Source organism: Gorillibacterium sp. CAU 1737 (assembly GCF_039888655.1).
Taxonomy (GTDB): Bacteria; Bacillota; Bacilli; order Paenibacillales; family NBRC-103111; genus Gorillibacterium.
Genome location: NZ_JBDQQO010000011.1, coordinates 76686 through 92379, shown reverse-complemented (window position 1 = coordinate 92379; position 15694 = coordinate 76686). Strand labels below are relative to the sequence as shown.

13 protein-coding genes are annotated in these 15694 nt (G+C 56.0%); 11 read left to right on the top strand and 2 right to left on the bottom strand.

Translation table 11 applies throughout. The features are described from left to right. Positions 1–8 precede the first annotated feature (8 nt). Entirely contained in the window at positions 9–1433 is a 1425-nt protein-coding gene (gene gndA / locus AAFN83_RS19320) for an NADP-dependent phosphogluconate dehydrogenase (protein ID WP_347772409.1), read from the top strand. Positions 1434–1477: 44 nt separating this feature from the next. Here gndA and AAFN83_RS19315 read toward each other — a convergent pair whose 3' ends face one another. Beyond that, the gene (locus AAFN83_RS19315; RefSeq protein ID WP_347772407.1) at positions 1478–1762 is read right to left on the bottom strand and encodes a hypothetical protein; all 285 of its coding nucleotides are present in this window, start codon (positions 1760–1762) and stop codon (positions 1478–1480) included. A gap of 176 nt (positions 1763–1938) precedes the next feature. On the opposite strand from AAFN83_RS19315, the gene AAFN83_RS19310 reads away from it, so the two are divergent. From AAFN83_RS19310 to AAFN83_RS19265, 10 genes are all read left to right on the top strand, one after another. After that, positions 1939–2478, top strand: coding sequence for a shikimate kinase (locus tag AAFN83_RS19310; protein WP_347772405.1), 540 nt, complete (start codon positions 1939–1941; stop codon positions 2476–2478). Then, the gene (gene aroA, locus AAFN83_RS19305; protein WP_347772403.1) at positions 2475–3770 is read left to right on the top strand and encodes a 3-phosphoshikimate 1-carboxyvinyltransferase; all 1296 of its coding nucleotides are present in this window, start codon (positions 2475–2477) and stop codon (positions 3768–3770) included. Before AAFN83_RS19310 ends, aroA begins: the two co-directional genes overlap by 4 nt. A gap of 3 nt (positions 3771–3773) precedes the next feature. Next, on the top strand, positions 3774–4202 hold the full coding sequence (locus AAFN83_RS19300) for a CoA-binding protein (protein ID WP_347772401.1): 429 nt from the start codon (positions 3774–3776) through the stop codon (positions 4200–4202). Positions 4203–4316: 114 nt separating this feature from the next. Further along, on the top strand, positions 4317–5006 hold the full coding sequence (locus AAFN83_RS19295) for a hypothetical protein (RefSeq protein WP_347772399.1): 690 nt from the start codon (positions 4317–4319) through the stop codon (positions 5004–5006). Positions 5007–5149: 143 nt separating this feature from the next. After that, positions 5150–5683, top strand: a complete 534-nt coding sequence (locus AAFN83_RS19290) for a type 1 glutamine amidotransferase domain-containing protein (protein ID WP_347772397.1) — start codon at positions 5150–5152, stop codon at positions 5681–5683. A gap of 165 nt (positions 5684–5848) precedes the next feature. Further along, positions 5849–7735, top strand: a complete 1887-nt coding sequence (locus AAFN83_RS19285) for a glucose PTS transporter subunit IIA (RefSeq protein WP_347772395.1) — start codon at positions 5849–5851, stop codon at positions 7733–7735. Next, positions 7732–9459 carry a phosphoenolpyruvate--protein phosphotransferase gene (gene ptsP, locus AAFN83_RS19280; RefSeq protein ID WP_347772393.1) on the top strand — a complete coding sequence of 576 codons (1728 nt, stop codon included), beginning with the start codon at positions 7732–7734 and terminating at the stop codon, positions 9457–9459. Before AAFN83_RS19285 ends, ptsP begins: the two co-directional genes overlap by 4 nt. A 165-nt stretch (positions 9460–9624) precedes the next feature. Further along, on the top strand, positions 9625–10071 hold the full coding sequence (locus AAFN83_RS19275; protein ID WP_347772391.1) for a hypothetical protein: 447 nt from the start codon (positions 9625–9627) through the stop codon (positions 10069–10071). A gap of 144 nt (positions 10072–10215) precedes the next feature. Continuing rightward, the gene (ccpA, locus tag AAFN83_RS19270; protein ID WP_347772389.1) at positions 10216–11223 is read left to right on the top strand and encodes a catabolite control protein A; all 1008 of its coding nucleotides are present in this window, start codon (positions 10216–10218) and stop codon (positions 11221–11223) included. A gap of 27 nt (positions 11224–11250) precedes the next feature. Further along, positions 11251–11961 carry a 5'-methylthioadenosine/adenosylhomocysteine nucleosidase gene (locus tag AAFN83_RS19265; protein ID WP_347772387.1) on the top strand — a complete coding sequence of 237 codons (711 nt, stop codon included), beginning with the start codon at positions 11251–11253 and terminating at the stop codon, positions 11959–11961. Positions 11962–12070: 109 nt separating this feature from the next. On the opposite strand, the gene AAFN83_RS19260 is transcribed toward AAFN83_RS19265, so the two are convergent. After that, complete coding sequence (locus AAFN83_RS19260; RefSeq protein WP_347772385.1) at positions 12071–15166, bottom strand: transglycosylase domain-containing protein; 3096 nt, start codon at positions 15164–15166, stop codon at positions 12071–12073. Positions 15167–15694 lie beyond the last annotated feature (528 nt).

The window sequence follows — 15694 nt, the reverse complement described above, 5'->3', positions numbered from 1 at the left end:
ACAAACAGATGGCAGACACGAAGCAACAGATCGGAGTCGTCGGGCTCGCCGTTATGGGGCGGAACCTGGCGCTGAATATTGAAAGCAGAGGATTTACGGTATCGGTCTTTAACCGTTCCAAGGATAAGACCGTAGAGTTGCTGGAGGAGGCCAAAGGCAAAAACCTCGTGGGCACCTACAGCGTGGAGGAATTCGTAGCGTCTCTTGAACGCCCGCGCAAAATCCTCCTCATGGTCAAGGCAGGCACGGCAACCGACGCCACCATTGATCAACTTCTTCCGCATCTCGAAGAAGGAGATATTCTGATTGACGGCGGAAACTCGTACTTCCCGGACACCCAACGCCGAAACCGTGAGCTCGAAGCCCGCGGCATCCGCTTTATCGGAACCGGGGTATCCGGCGGAGAGGAAGGCGCGCTGAAGGGCCCGTCCATCATGCCGGGCGGACAAAAAGATGCCTACGAGCTCGTAGAGCCGATCCTGACGGCCATCTCGGCGAAGGTTGGCGGAGACCCTTGCTGCACCTACATCGGACCAGACGGTGCCGGACACTATGTCAAAATGGTACATAACGGCATCGAGTACGGCGATATGCAGCTGATCTCCGAAGCCTATCACCTGCTGCGCGATGTACTTGGCGTGGACGCGGACGAGCTTCACACGATCTTCTCCGAATGGAACAAGGGCGAGCTCGACAGCTACCTGATCGAGATCACCGCCGACATCTTCTCCCGCAAGGACCCGGACACGGGCAAGCCGATGGTGGACGTCATCCTCGATACAGCCGGCCAAAAGGGAACGGGCAAATGGACGAGCCAAAGCTCACTCGACCTGGGTGTTCCGCTGTCCATCATCACCGAATCGGTCTTCGCTCGTTTCATTTCGGCGATGAAGGCTGAGCGGGTAGCCGCGAGCAAGGTGCTGAGCGGTCCGGCGAAAGCCCCGTTCGAAGGCGATCGCGCCGCTTTCATTGAAGCCGTACGCAAGGCTCTCTATGCGAGCAAGATTTGCTCGTACGCACAAGGCTTTGCCCAAATGCGTGAAGCATCGGACGAATACGGTTGGGACCTCCGCTACGGCGATATCGCGATGATCTTCCGCGGCGGCTGCATCATCCGCGCCCAATTCCTGCAAAATATCAAGGATGCCTACGACCGCGATTCGGGGTTGAAGAATCTTCTTCTGGACAGCTACTTCAAGGGAGTGGTCGAAAGCTACCAGGACGCTTGGCGTTCCGTTGTTGCCGCAGCGGTTACCCGCGGTGTGCCGGTTCCGGCATTCTCCTCCGCCCTCGCTTACTACGACAGCTACCGCACGGAGCGGCTCCCGGCCAACCTGCTGCAAGCGCAGCGCGACTACTTCGGGGCTCATACCTTCGAGCGTGTTGACAAGGAAGGGGTCTTCCACCACAACTGGCTGGAAGGAGCCGAATAAGAGGAGCAGATCCCACTTAACGGGAAACGGCTCGGCTGTGAAGCTTACGGCTCGACAATGCCGGCTGATGCTTCGCGCAGGAGCGTCTTCAGGTCCGATTGAGCCAGCGCCATGCCGCTTTCGGGCCGCAGAAGTGCGAGCGCCAGCTCCGCCATTGCATGAACGTTACGGACAAGATTCGGCCGGGGAAGTTCCGCGTGTAGGAGCGTTCCTTCGGCCGTTTTCTGCTTCAATACCATAAGCGCCCAGATCAGATCATTCCGGCAGAGCAGGTAGGCGGGATCAAGCAGATGGCGGAAGCTTTGACGCGGTGCGGGAGTGGGGAGCAACGGGAATCCCTCCGATGGGTTGGTCTTTTACTACACCATACGGCAGAAGGGCCGATTTCATGCAAGCTTGGCCGTCATCTGCAGCAAAAGACATGCAAAAAGCGTTGCCAACCTCCCGGCTTGCTGTGATAAGATAGTGCGTAAACGCATAACTGCAACGGGGTGGTCGAACAAGCATGAACGAAATCAATTTAATACTCGTCGGGTTTATGGGGACAGGAAAGTCTACCATTGGCCGACTCGCTGCGGATCGACTCGGGTATGCCTATCGGGATTCCGATCAGGAGGTCGAGCGCGCGACCGGGATGACCATTCCGGAGATTTTTGCGGAAAAGGGAGAGGATTTTTTCCGAGACAAGGAGACGGCGGTGTTGCACAAGCTGCTTCGGAACAACCGACAGGTTATTTCGACCGGAGGGGGCTCCGTGCTTCGTGAAGAAAATCGGCGCTTGATGCTCGAACACGGCGTTGTGGCCGAGCTAATTGCATCGAAGGAGACCATCATTCGCCGGGTGAGCAAGGATCGCAATCGCCCGCTGCTTGCAGGCGATGTAAGAGAGCGGGTAGCCGCCCTTCTGACCCAGAGGGCAGGAGCCTACGCCTTTGCCCATCATCATTTGGAAACCGATGGCTATGCCCCTGAAGACGTGGTCGAGCTGCTTTTAAGCCGACTCCCGATCGGGCAGTCATCAGGAGGGGAGACAGATCGTCCATGAAAGCCATCGTGAAACCGGCCGCTAGGCTGTCGGGTGACATTCAAGCCCTGTCATCGAAGAATTATACAACCCGCTATTTATTGGTTGGCGCTTTATCCGAAGGGACCAGCACCATCTGGTACCCGGCCCACAGTGAGGACAGCGACGCCATGAGGCGCTGCATTCGTGACCTCGGGGCCGAATGGACGGAGGATGAGGAGAAGCTGGTCATTAGCGGCTTCGGCAATCGCCCCCGCGACGTGAAGGAATTGAATGTGGGGAATGCCGGAGCGGTTCTTCGCTTTCTCATGGGCATCGCATCGTTATGCCCGGAGGTGACGTTTGTCAATGCGTACCCGGAATCCCTCGGCAAGCGTCCGCATCACGACCTGATCGACTCGCTTCGGCAAATGGGAGTCGAGGTGGACGACAACGGGGGGCGGCTGCCCATCACCCTACGGGGTGGCCAGCCGCGCGGAGGAAAGCTGACGGTGTCCGGCTCCGTGAGCTCGCAGTTTTTGAGCGCTCTCCTGTTCACGGCTCCGCTTTTGCAGGAAGACAGCGAGATTGAGGTGCTCCATGACCTCAAGTCGAAGATTATCGTAGGCCAGACGCTGGAGGTTCTGGAGCAGGCGGGGATTCACATCGAAGCTTCCTCCGATCTTATGCATTATCGCATTCCCGGAAACCAACGGTATAAAGCACAGGAGTATGTTGTACAAGGAGACTACCCCGGTTCCGCTGCGATTCTGGCAGCAGCGGCTGTCGTTCCTTCGGATGTGCGGGTCCATCGTCTGTCCGAGACGAGCCGTCAAGGCGAGCGGGAAGTTGTCGATGTTTTGAAAGCGATGGGGGTTCCGCTGACGCACAAGGATGGAATCGTCCACGTGCAAGGAACCGGCCGACTCCAGGCCGGAGAGTTCGACGGAGACGGCTTCACGGATGGCGTTCTTGCCATGGTCGCAGCCTCCGTGTTCGCGGAAGGGACGTCCCGCTTCTATAATGTGGAGAACCTTCGCTACAAGGAATGCGATCGAATCAGCGACTTCGTTCGGGAGCTGCGCAAGGCAGGAGTAAATGCCGAGGAGCGTCAAAGCGAAATCATCATCCATGGAAGCCCGGACGGTGTGGAAGGCGGAGTGGAAATCGACGCACACTATGATCATCGAGTGATTATGGCGCTAACCATCGTCGGTCTGCGTTCGCGAAAGGGGCTTGTCATTCGCGACGCCCAGCATGTAGCCAAATCGTACCCCGGCTTCTTTCAGCATTTGCTTGCGCTGGGAGCCGATCTTACCTTTGTGGAGGAATGAGCCATGGCATTTGAGAATCCATCTCGGGAGCAGATCAAGGAATTGCTGGAGCAAGCGGGAGCGATCGCGGTTGTCGGTCTTTCGGATAAGCCGGACCGCACCTCCTATATGGTCGCGCATGCGATGCAGGAGAGGGGCTATCGCATCATACCGGTCAATCCGACCGTAACCGGAACGATCCTTGGAGAGACCTGTTACGCGAGTTTGATCGAAGTTCCAGAACCGATCAGCATCGTCAATGTGTTCCGCCGGAGTGATCAAGTCGTTCCCATCGCGGAAGAGGCCGTTCGGATCGGAGCGAAGGTTTTTTGGCTCCAGCAGGGCATCGTCAATGAAGAGGCAGCAGGCATCTGCGAGGAGAACGGCATCACGGTCATCATGGATCGCTGCATCAAGGTGGAGGATGCGGTCACCCGGCCGAACCGCTTCTAAAGTTCCCATCAAGGCCCTAACGTAAAAGCCCCCCAAACCGCTCACAATAGAACTGGCTTCTTGCAGCGGTTTCTTCCCCGCAGGAAGACCGAATCCTTTAGGGAGGTTTGGGTTATGCAAAACAACCAGAATTTCCACAAAAGCAACTACAAAGGCAATCAGCCGAATCATGACAGCGATTTGAAGACCGACTGGAAATACCCGGCGACCAATGTCATCTCCTCGTCATCGAAGCCTTCCTTCGAGCCGACCGGAGCGGTTCAGTCCTTCTACAATCGTCCGAAAAAGGGAACGTCGTCCTTCACAAGCTCGACGTCGGCCCAAGCAGGGGGCATGAGCGGAGCCAGCTTTACGAGCTCGACGGCATCCTTCCACACGGCAGGGTACAAGGGCGATCAACCGGGGCATGATGGCTATCTCCGCTCCGATTCCTCGACACCGGCCCAATCGGGTGCCTTGAGCGGGAACAGTTATTCCAGCTCGGCGGCATCCTTCCACACGGCAGGGTACAAGGGCGATCAACCGGGACATGACGATTACCTTCGCTCCGATTCCTCGACGCCAGCCCAATCGGGTGCCTTGAGCGGGAACAGCTTTTCCAGCTCGGCGGCATCGTATCACACGGCAGGCTACAAAGGTGATCAACCGGGGCATGATGACTATCTCCGCTCCGATTCCTCAACGCCGGCTCAATCGGGTGCTTTGAGCGGGAACAGCTTTTCCAGCTCGGCAGCATCGTACCACACGGCAGGCTACAAAGGCGATCAACCGGGACATGACGAGTACCTGTACAACGAAAACTAAGGTAGAGGACTCATTGTTCTACCTTTCATGAAAGAGGCGCCGCCTTCCTCCGGGATGGCGGCGTTTCGCTTTGCATCTGTTTCGGCTCTCGGGTAGGATAGAAAAGGGGGTCGAGATCATCCTAAGAAACGGGGGAATGGAAAATGGAACTGAGCGGCAAAAAGGTACTCGCCTTTTGCGACACGGATTTCGAAGATTTGGAGATGTGGTATCCGATCCTGCGCCTCCGGGAGGCAGGAGCTGAGGTTGTAATTGCCGGACCCGAGGCTGGTACCGTCTACAAGGGAAAATACGGGGTGCCGCTAACCTCGGATATCGCTTATGCTGATGCCGATTCTGCTTCGTATGACGGGCTTTACGTACCGGGTGGCTGGGCTCCGGATAAGATGCGGCGGGATGCGGATGTCCTGCGCCTTACCCAGGAATTTCATGAAGCCGCCAAGCCGATCGGCCAGATTTGCCATGCCGGCTGGGTGCTCGCCTCCGCCAAAATCGTTAAGGGGTATACCCTCACCTCGACGCCGGGTATTCGGGACGACTTGGAGAACGCAGGCGCTATCTGGGTGGATGAGGAAGCGGTCGTCGACCGGAATCTGGTATCGGGCCGCCGGCCGCCGGATCTTCCCGCCTTCATGAGGGAACTGATCGCCTTGCTTGCGAAAGGGCCGACAGCCTGATTGCTTAGCGGTCTACTAGGTGGTCAATTCGTGTATTCATAAGGGACGGTTGTCCGCGCTGACACGCGGAACCGTCCTTTTCCATGCACGCGAAGGGGCGTTTTATGCCTTTACAAAAAACAGGACAACCCTTACCATACAGGATGAGGAAAGGAGAGAAGCCCAATGAATTGGATGGGAAACCTGCAGCAGCTGGGGCGGTCCCTCATGATGCCCGTTATGGTTATACCGGCTGCGGCCATCCTGATCTGGCTCGGGAACATGCCCTGGGATTCTGTCTCCCTCGGCCAGGTAGGCGACATCCTGTCGTTTGCCGGTCAATCGATCTTTACCTTTTTGCCCTTTATTTTCGCCGCGGGTGTAGCACTGGGACTTGCAGAGAATTCCGTCATCGCCGGGATGACCTCCTTGTTCAGCTATTATCTCTTTCAGCAGATCGCTCTTCGCTACCTGGGTCCGGACTTTCAATTTGGCATCACAGGCGGCGTCTTGATTGCGATCCTGACAGCCGTTTCCTATCATCGATTGAAGAATATCCAGCTTCCCGAGATCATTCAATTTTTTGGCGGCGTCCGTCTTGTCCCCCTCTTCATGAGCGTCGTTACGCTGATGGTTTCGATCGTGACGGTGAAGACGGGGCCATTCATCCGGGATGGGCTGGGTCATTTTGCTCAATTTCTGCTCGACATGGGCGGGTTCGGGGCCTTCCTGTACGGGGTGGCTCACCGGCTGCTTGTCCCCTCCGGGCTGCATCATATTCTCAATAATGTATATTGGTTTCAACTCGGTTCCTACCAGCGGCCGGATGGCAGCTACGTGTTCGGCGACCTTCCGCGCTTCTTTGCGGGGGATCCTACAGCCGGCGGTTATATGGCCGGGCTATACCCTATTATGATGTTTGCGCTGCCCGCCATTGCGTTCGCCATCATTCATGAAGCGCGCGAGGACCTGAAGCCAAAGATTCGCAAAACCTTTTTGATCGCCGCCTTCGCCTGCTTCCTCACCGGGGTTTCGGAGCCGATCGAATTTGCGTTCTTGTTTGCCTCCCCGTATCTATTCGGCATTCATGCCGTTCTGTCGGGGCTTGCCATGTGGCTGACCTACAGCCTGGGCATACACCACGGCTTTTCCTATTCGGCAGGCTTTATTGACTATGTTGTCAATTTCCATCTATCGGCTCATGGAATTTGGCTCCTGCCCATCGGTCTTCTGTACGGGTTCGTTTATTACCGTCTGTTCTGCTGGGCCATCCGTCGCTTTCGCATCCCGACGCCGGGGCGTGAGGAAGGCTCCCAACTGGAGGAGTGGGCCGGCGATATTCCTTATCGCTCTCCGCTCATTCTGGAGGCGCTCGGCGGCAAAAACAACATCAAGACGATTGAAGCCTGCGTGACCCGCCTTCGCCTAACCCTCGACAATGATAAACTGATTGACATTGCGTCTCTTAAAAATTTGGGTGCAGCCGGTGTCATTCACCTTGGCGGAGGAAACGTGCAGGTGGTCTTTGGAACCTACTCGGATATGATCAAGGAACAGATTGTGCGCCTCACCAAAAAAGAGATCAAGCAGGTGGCGTTCCATTCCCCGATGAGCGGCCGGATGATTCCGCTCGAAGAAGTGCCGGACCCCATCTTCGCTCAAGGGCTGGTGGGGAACGGAGTGGCGTTCATTCCGGACCGGGGCGAGCTCGTCAGCCCGCTCGCCGGGAAGGTCGTACACGTTCACCCCTCCAAGCACGCCATCGGAATCGAGACAGCGGGAGGGCTGCAGGTGCTGTTGCATATCGGCATTGACACCTCGCAGCTGCAAAACTGCTTCACCATCTACGTGGAGGTGGGCGACGAAGTGAAGCCTGGCCAGCTGCTGGCGCATTTCCAATACGATAAGGTGAGAAAACTGAGCAAGTCGCTGGCCACCCCCATGGTCATCACCAACTCCGATCTCGTCAAAAGCTGGAGCTTCGCTCCTTATAAAGCAGTCAAGAAAGGTCAAGCTTCCGTGCTGTCGGTTCTGTTGAAGGAAGAGGCCGGAGAAGGAGGAAAGCCTGCATGAACAAAGCAATCGGAGTTTCTCCGGGAATTGCCATCGGACGCGCCTATGTCCTGACTTCGTCAGAGCAGCATATCCCGGAACGAACGATGCGGGATGCGGACCTGACCGAGGAGCTTGACCGGGTGGTTGCCGGTATTCATCAGAGTCGATCCGAGCTGGAATCCATCCGGTCGGATATTCGGGAGCTGATCGGGGAAGAGGAAGCAGGGATTTTTAATGCCCACCTTGCCATTCTGGAAGACCCCATCTTCCTGAACGAGGTGCGGGAGATCATGAAGCTGCGTTCGATCGGGGCAGAGCAGGCTGTTCAGCAGGCGACCGATAAGTTCGCCAATATGTTTGAGCTGCTGGACGACGATTACATGCGGGAACGCGCAGACGACATTCGCGATGTGGGCAATCGGTTATTGAAGCATCTGCTCGGCGATACAGGCGTTCTCCTGCCGGAGATGCCGGCGGATGAGCCTTATATTCTCGTATCCAAGGAGGTAACCCCCTCCGGCTTCGTCAATCTGGGCCCTCACAACCTGCTTGGCATCGTGACGGCGATGGGCGGCAAAACGTCGCATACGGCCATTATGGCGCGGGCGATGGGCATTCCCATGGTATCGGGGCTCGACACACGGCTTCAGCGAACCATCCAGTCGGGGGATCTGCTCATTGTGGATGGAGATGCCGGCCTGATCTGGGTGAATCCAGACGGCGGCCTTGTGGAGGAGTACCAGCATCGAATCGAGAAGCTGGAGGAGGAACGCCATTCCCTTCAAGAAATCATCAGCTATCCTCCGGTTACGCAGGACGGGAGACGGCTGGAGATTTTGGCCAACATCAGCTCCCTGAGCGAGCTCGACCGCTCGATTGAGGAAGGGGTTCCGGGAGTGGGGCTGTTCCGAACGGAGTTTCTGTTCATGGATCGAAGCTCCGTACCCGGTGAAGAGGAGCAATATGAGATCTATCGGGAAGCCGTCGAGAAGCATCGGGGGAACCCCCTTGTGTTTCGCGCGCTCGATATCGGGGGAGACAAGGCGATCAGCTATATCGCCCTTCCTGAGGAGGAGAATCCTTCCCTTGGGCTTCGGGCGGTGCGCATCCTGCTAACCCGCAAGGACCTGTTCCGCATTCAATTGAGGGCGATCCTGAGGGCAGGAGCTCACGGGCCGATCCGGCTGCTTCTCCCGATGGTGGGATCGCTGGAAGAGCTGAGGGAAGCGAAGGCGGTCATTCAGGACGTGAAGCAGGAGCTGCAAGACGAAGGAATCGCTCACGATCCGGCCATTCCCGTCGGGATGATGATTGAGGTACCCGCCGCAGCCATGCTCGCGGACTTGTTTGCCCGAGAGGTCGATTTCTTTAGCATCGGCACCAATGATCTGGTGCAGTATGTTCTGGCCGTCGACCGGATGAATGAAGCCGTTGCTGCGCTCTATGAGCCTTATCATCCTGCTGTGCTGCGGCTGATTCGATCCACGACGCAAGCGGCCCAACAGGCGGGGATCCCGGTAGGGGTTTGCGGGGAACTGGCCGGTGATCCGTTTGCGCTGCCGATCTGGCTGGGCCTGGGGGTTCATGAGATCAGCATGTCGGTTCAATCCTGCTTGCCCGTCAAGAAAGCCTTGATCGGATGCAGTGCGGAGAGGTGCGAAGCCGCTCTCCTGGCCGCTCTGGGCTGTTCCACGGCAGCAGAGGTTCGAGAGCAGCTTTCCTTAGCCTGGGAGGAAGCCTAACTCATTGACGGGTTCTTCCCTCTATGCCAACATCTACTAATTATTTCCACGTGAAGGGTGGAAGGATTTCACCTTGCCCAGGTCGAATGAGTTAGAGCGTGTTTGTAAACCCGAACACGCTCTAGAGGAAGATGCCGAGGAATGAGAACCGGGAGTGGGTAAACGATGGATAACCATTGCAGCTGTGGAGTAAGGATGGAGCTGAAGCTGAGCACCGTCGTATTTAAGAAGACGGCCGAAATCGACAATGTGCCGGTGCTGACCTGCGACTCTTGCAACCACAGTGAGGTGTTTCCTCCGGTCAAGTCTTGCCTGGTGAATCTGTTGGGGCGCCTCAAGCCCCCATCTACGGAAAGGATCTATTTGCGTTTCGACGAACGCAATGAGGTCGCTCGCCTCATCCATCTCCAGCAAAAGCAAGAAGCGGGGCTGGAAGGGGTTCGCAGGCTGATGGAGGAACGGATCAACGAGCTTTTGGACATGCTGCTGCTCGCCCGCTCCTTAGAGGAGTCGGAGTGGGCGGATGAAACGCAGGATCGGCTCTCCCAATTAGCAGACAAGACCCTTCCTGCGACCATTGCCGCCAGCGTCCGCAACCGAATAAACCGGTAATCGGAAGTCCTTGATGGAGGGATAGCGCGGCGAGATTTCGGCAGGAAGCGGCCGAATCGTTGCGAAATCCCTTTATTTGTCGTATCATAACGGTAATATGGGTCGAACTTAACAAAATCATATAGAGTAATGGAGCGAAGAAACGTGACCGTAACGATCTATGACGTAGCCCGCGAAGCGGGAGTATCCATGGCAACGGTTTCCAGGGTTGTCAACAACAACCCGAATGTGAAGCCGCAGACCCGTAAGAAGGTCTTCGAAGCAATCGAACGGCTCGGCTATCGCCCCAATGCGGTGGCGCGCGGTCTGGCCAGCAAGAAGACGACGACAGTTGGCGTCGTCATCCCCGATATCTCCAATACCTTGTTCGCGGATGTTGCTCGCGGAATTGAAGACATCGCCAACATGTACCACTACAACATTATTCTGTGCAACGCGGATAAGAAAAAAGAGAAGGAAGTTCGCGTGATCAATACGCTCCTGGAGAAGCAGGTAGACGGCTTGCTCTTTATGGGCGGAACGGTAACGGAAGAGCACCGCGAAGCCTTCAATACCGCGAATGTTCCGATCGTCCTGTGCGCAACCTCGGATGATAAGGGCATTCTGCCGGAGGTCGATATCGACCACGAAGCGGCCGCTTACGACGCCGTGAACGTTCTTCTGGCGAACGGGCACCGCAAGATTGCCATGATCAGCGGGACGCTGCAAGATTCTGCCCTCGGGTTTGCTCGCTACCAAGGCTACAAGCGAGCACTGGAGCAGGCGGGCCTGACCGTCGAAGAGAGTTACGTTCGCGCAGGCAATTACCGCTACGAGTCCGGCTATGAGGCGATGGGCTACTTCCTTAGCCTGGACGATCGTCCGACGGCGATCTTCTCTGCAACGGACGAGATGGCGATTGGCGCCATCCACCGGATCCAGGACGAGGGACTGCACGTTCCGGAGGATTTCTCCGTTATCAGCGTAGACAATTCCCGAATAGCGTCTATGGTTCGTCCAACGTTGTCTACAGCGGCACAACCGATGTACGACATCGGAGCCGTCTCCATGCGGCTCTTGACCAAGCTGATGAACAAGGAAAGCGTGGAGCAGACGAAGTACGTGCTGCCTCACGAAATCATCAATCGCAAATCGGTGGCTCAGTTTAACTGAGCCGCTTTTTTTTGGGGGAAGCGAAGAGTGAATGTCACCTGTTTTGGGCTCATCGGAGCCATGGATGAAGAAATTACTTTCTTTCACGAGCATTTGAAGGAGCCCGTCATCAGCCGCTATGCCGGGATTACCTTCTACGAAGGCCGTTTTCAAGGGCAACAGGTAGTTCTCTGTAAATGCGGGGTGGGCAAGGTGAACGCCGCGATCTGTACTCAGGTGTTGATTGACCGCTACGCCGTTCAAGCGATCCTGTTCACGGGTGTAGCCGGGGCACTGGCCCCTGAACTGGAGGTAGGGGATGTGGTTGTCTCGGTGGAGTGCATGCAGCACGACATGGACGTGACCCCGCTGGGGTACGCGAGAGGCATCATTCCCTATCAGGACCTCTCCCTATTCCCGGCGGATGAAAGGCTTGTCCAGCTTGCTCTGGAGGTCGGAGAGGAACGATTCCAAGGCCGAATTAAGAGCGGTCGGATCTTATCCGGAGACCAATTCGTGGCGAGCCGAGAAGTGGTGGAAAGGCTGTACCGCGAAATGAAGGGGATTTGCGCCGAAATGGAGGGCGCCAGCGTCGCTCAGGTATGCGCGATGAATGAGATTCCCTATGTGGTGATTCGCTCCATGTCGGACAAAGCCGATGGCTCGGCACCGGACAATTACACAGCGTTCACGCAAAAGGCTGCCAAGAATTCCTATCTCATGATTGAGGGGCTTCTGGAGAAACTTGAAAACGTCTGAATCTGCGAACGGGCCATGGCCAAGGGGCCATTACTCGTTCGCCAGTAACTCAAAAAGCCGTCAGGCTGCGTATCTCACGCAGCCTGACGGCTTTTCTCCTTTGAGGACCTTATTGTGCGGTAACAATGACAGAGGGGTTGGATTCGCCTTTGTCATTGACGGCGGTGATGTAGAAGCTGCCGCCTCCCAGGCCGGTAATGTAGAGAATTTCCGTCTGTCGGGTGTTCGCTTTCCACTCGAAGGGACCCTCCGGTGTTGCGGCATAGTACAGTCGATATTCCTGAATGTTCTGGTCCGGCGCGTTGGCCTGCCAGGTCAGATGAACCCCTGTCGCATCCTGAGTCGCGGTTATCCCCTCGGGAGCGGTTGGCAAGGCGTTCGGGGTTGGGGTTGCTGACGGATTATCCGTTCCGCCCGGCGTTTCACCCGGGCTTGGAGTCGAAGCTGGATCTTCTCCGGGATCGGGAATGGTGGCTCCACCCGGGTACACTACCGCGCTCGGTTCCGATTCCTTGCCTGCGACGTCAACAGCGGTGACGTAATAGGAGGACATGGCTCCAGGAGCTCCTACGGTGAACTCCGGTGTTGCTCCCGCCAGCACGACATTGCCCGTGACCTGTTCATACGTGGTGAGATCGGCCGATCGATAAAGGCGATACCCCACAACGTCTCCGCTCGCGCTCGGCTTGAAGGTAATCTTCGCGGAGGCAATCCCTCCGGTCATCGCCAGGGTACTCGGCGGGTCGGGATTTTTGCCATCGTCTGTTCGCGGATCAACATCCTGCGGTGCATCCATGTCGGCATCCGTCGGAATGTACCGCTCAATCGGCTTGCGATCCTTGCCCGATACCTTCGCCATCAGCTCAGAAATTTGCTTGAGCAGCGCGCTGAGCGATTCCTTGCGCTTGATCCCCAGCTTCTCCGTCAGGAACTCCTCCGGCGTCTCGGGCTTGGCGATATAGTTGATTCCGTTATAAACAATCGTTTTGATCGGGACGAGTACATCGTCCTCATCTTGGGGAACGAACTTGGTGTTGAACCAGTCCGTTGTGAGCTTGCCGGCTTTGATGACCTCTTCATTCGGGATTTTGCCCGAGAGGGTGGAGACCGTCTTCTTCACGACTCCTTTGGGCTGCTCAAAGGTTTTGTTCGGGAACAGATCCGGCCGTTTGTCCATCACTTCGTCCATGACAAGCGACCAGATGCGCATCGCTCGTTCGGTCCCCCCGGTTTTTTTGCTCAGCTTGTATTTCTGGTTGTCGTAGCCCGCCCATACCCCAAGGGTCACATCAGGCGTGTAGCCCATGTACCAGGCATCCCCGTCATCCTGGGTGGAGCCGGTTTTGCCGGAGGTGGCTACTTCGCCGTAGTGTTGGAAGGTTTTGCGGATCAGAGTACCGGTTCCTTCTGTAATGACCGTACGGAGCATGTCGGTCATGAGGAAGGCGGTTTGCTCGGAATAGACGCGCTTGGGATCCGGAACCTGCTCAAAGATGGTTTTGCCTTCCCCATCCACGATCTTGCGAATCATGTAGGCGTCTACGAATTCCCCTCCATTTGGAATGGAGGCGTAGGCGTTGGTCATCTCTTCTACCGTTACCCCATGTGCCAAGCCGCCGATGACGCCGGTTTGGGCGCTGTTATCGGATTCGGTCAGGGTGGTGATGCCGAGATTTTTGGTGAATGCCCATGCTTCCTGGATGCCCACGTCATTCAAGAACAGCTTGATCGCCGGAATGTTATAGGATTTATTGAGGGCTACGCGTGCCGTAATCAGGCCGTGGAATTTGTGGTCCCAGTTCTCCGGAATGTGGAAGCCCTTCTGGTAGTCCTTCAAGACAACCGGAATGTCGTCGATGACACCGGCGGGTTGAATGGCTCCCTTTTCCAAAGCGGGAAGGTATGCGGCAATCGGCTTCATGGTCGAGCCGGGTTGACGCTGGGCTTGAACGGCGTGGTTGTATTGCTCGCGTTCGTAGCCGCGCCCTTCGATCATACCCAGAATGGCTCCCGTCTTGTTGTTGATCAGGACGGCGCCGACCTGTTCATATCCTCTTTCCTCAACATATGGAGAGAAGTTCTCATCGTTTTTCGAGATCACTTGCATGGAGTCGTAGATTTTTTTGTCGATGGTGGTGTACACCTTGTAGCCGCCGCGCTGCAGGTTGATGGCTTCTTCCTTCAAAGCCTCATTGTAGAGATCCGGCTGGGTTTCCTTGTCGATGTCCGGATGGTGGACCGAAACCAGAATCTCCATCGCCTTTTTCTCGGCTTCGATCATGAGATAGGGGTAGGTGTTATAGGCCTTCTCCTTGGTCGGTGCCAGCGATTTGCGGATGTCGAAGGTGAGAGCCTCTTTGTATTCCGACTCCGTGATGAACTCGTTTTCGAGCATTTTCTCAAGAACGAGCTTCTGGCGGCTTATGGCGTTCTTGATGTTGTCTTCATTAGGAATACCCTTGCTCGTATAGTTGGAAAAGTTCGTGGGTTGCTGCGGGATACCCGCCAAATAGGCGAATTGAGCGGTGTTGAGCTTGTGAAGATCGTCTACGTTAAAAATGCCCTTCGCAGCCGTCTTGATGCCATACAGGTTATACCCGTTTGATCCGTTCCCGTAAGGCACTTTGTTGAGATAAGCGGTCAAGATTTCATCCTTGGACATGTGGCGCTCCAGCCGCAGGGAGAGCACCATCTCCTTGATCTTCCGGGTGATGTCCCGATCGAGGTTCAAGAAGACACGTCGCGCGAGCTGCTGGGTAATGGTACTTCCGCCCGTTTGCACGGATTCCTTCAGAACCTGCTGCTTGACCGCGCGCAGGGAACCGGACAGGTCGATGCCCGGATGGGTCATAAAGTCCTTGTCCTCAATGGCCATGACCGCTTCCTGCATTTTGAGCGGAATGTCGCTAAAGCTGGCGATCTGCCGGTCCTCCTCGGTCCGCAGCTGACCGACGACCGTATCGTCATCGAAATACACAAAACCGGTTATGGCGTCTTCGTAAATCTTTTTCATAATTTCGTCGTGGCTCCGTACCGGCTCGCTCTTCAGAACAGACGATACGTACCCATAGACCGCTCCCCCTCCAAGAAAGCCGGCGAGTAGCAGGATGACGAAGGTCCACTTGAACGTGACCCACATGGCCTTCCCGGTAATCCGCAGCCCCTTGACGAAACGGGAAGAACCCTTTTCTCTATTCTTGCTCATGGATGACCTCCTTAACTCCACCGTCCATTATATCACAGTTAACAAGGGAGAACAGGCACATTGACTTCATCAACCGGGTATGGTATAACTAAAAAAATTCGAATACCGATAAGGCGTTGATGGATCGGGGCAACCCGGCGAAGCCTTCCATACCCTTGCAACAGAGAGCCGGTGGTGGTGCGAACCGGTGCAGGAGGAGAGGCTGAAGTACAATCCGGAGCAGACGGTGGGAACGAGCAGGGAGCTTCCTTCTTGGGAAGGGTTACCTGTTCCAGTAGCATCTGTCCGGGGCAATCCCGTTATTCCTTGTGGAAAAGTGAAAGCGATGCATGTCAATCGCTTTTCAATCGCAGTTTGCTGGGGTGCGATTGAATAAATGAGGGTGGTACCGCGAGAACCGAGTCTTCTCGCCCCTTTAGTGGGGCGTCTGAAGGCTCTTTTTTGTATGGTAAGACGCTGAAACAAAGGGAAAGGTTTCGCTTTTCGGCAAGAAAATCGACGGAAATTACATCTTTTTGAAAAGAGGTC

Coding starts and splice junctions, on each gene's coding strand:
- gndA (WP_347772409.1), top strand. CDS start 9: ATGGCAGACACGAAGCAACAGATCGGAGTCGTCGGGCTCGCCGTTATG.
- AAFN83_RS19310 (WP_347772405.1), top strand. CDS start 1,939: ATGAACGAAATCAATTTAATACTCGTCGGGTTTATGGGGACAGGAAAG.
- aroA (WP_347772403.1), top strand. CDS start 2,475: ATGAAAGCCATCGTGAAACCGGCCGCTAGGCTGTCGGGTGACATTCAA.
- AAFN83_RS19300 (WP_347772401.1), top strand. CDS start 3,774: ATGGCATTTGAGAATCCATCTCGGGAGCAGATCAAGGAATTGCTGGAG.
- AAFN83_RS19295 (WP_347772399.1), top strand. CDS start 4,317: ATGCAAAACAACCAGAATTTCCACAAAAGCAACTACAAAGGCAATCAG.
- AAFN83_RS19290 (WP_347772397.1), top strand. CDS start 5,150: ATGGAACTGAGCGGCAAAAAGGTACTCGCCTTTTGCGACACGGATTTC.
- AAFN83_RS19285 (WP_347772395.1), top strand. CDS start 5,849: ATGAATTGGATGGGAAACCTGCAGCAGCTGGGGCGGTCCCTCATGATG.
- ptsP (WP_347772393.1), top strand. CDS start 7,732: ATGAACAAAGCAATCGGAGTTTCTCCGGGAATTGCCATCGGACGCGCC.
- AAFN83_RS19275 (WP_347772391.1), top strand. CDS start 9,625: ATGGATAACCATTGCAGCTGTGGAGTAAGGATGGAGCTGAAGCTGAGC.
- AAFN83_RS19260 (WP_347772385.1), bottom strand. CDS start 15,166: ATGAGCAAGAATAGAGAAAAGGGTTCTTCCCGTTTCGTCAAGGGGCTG.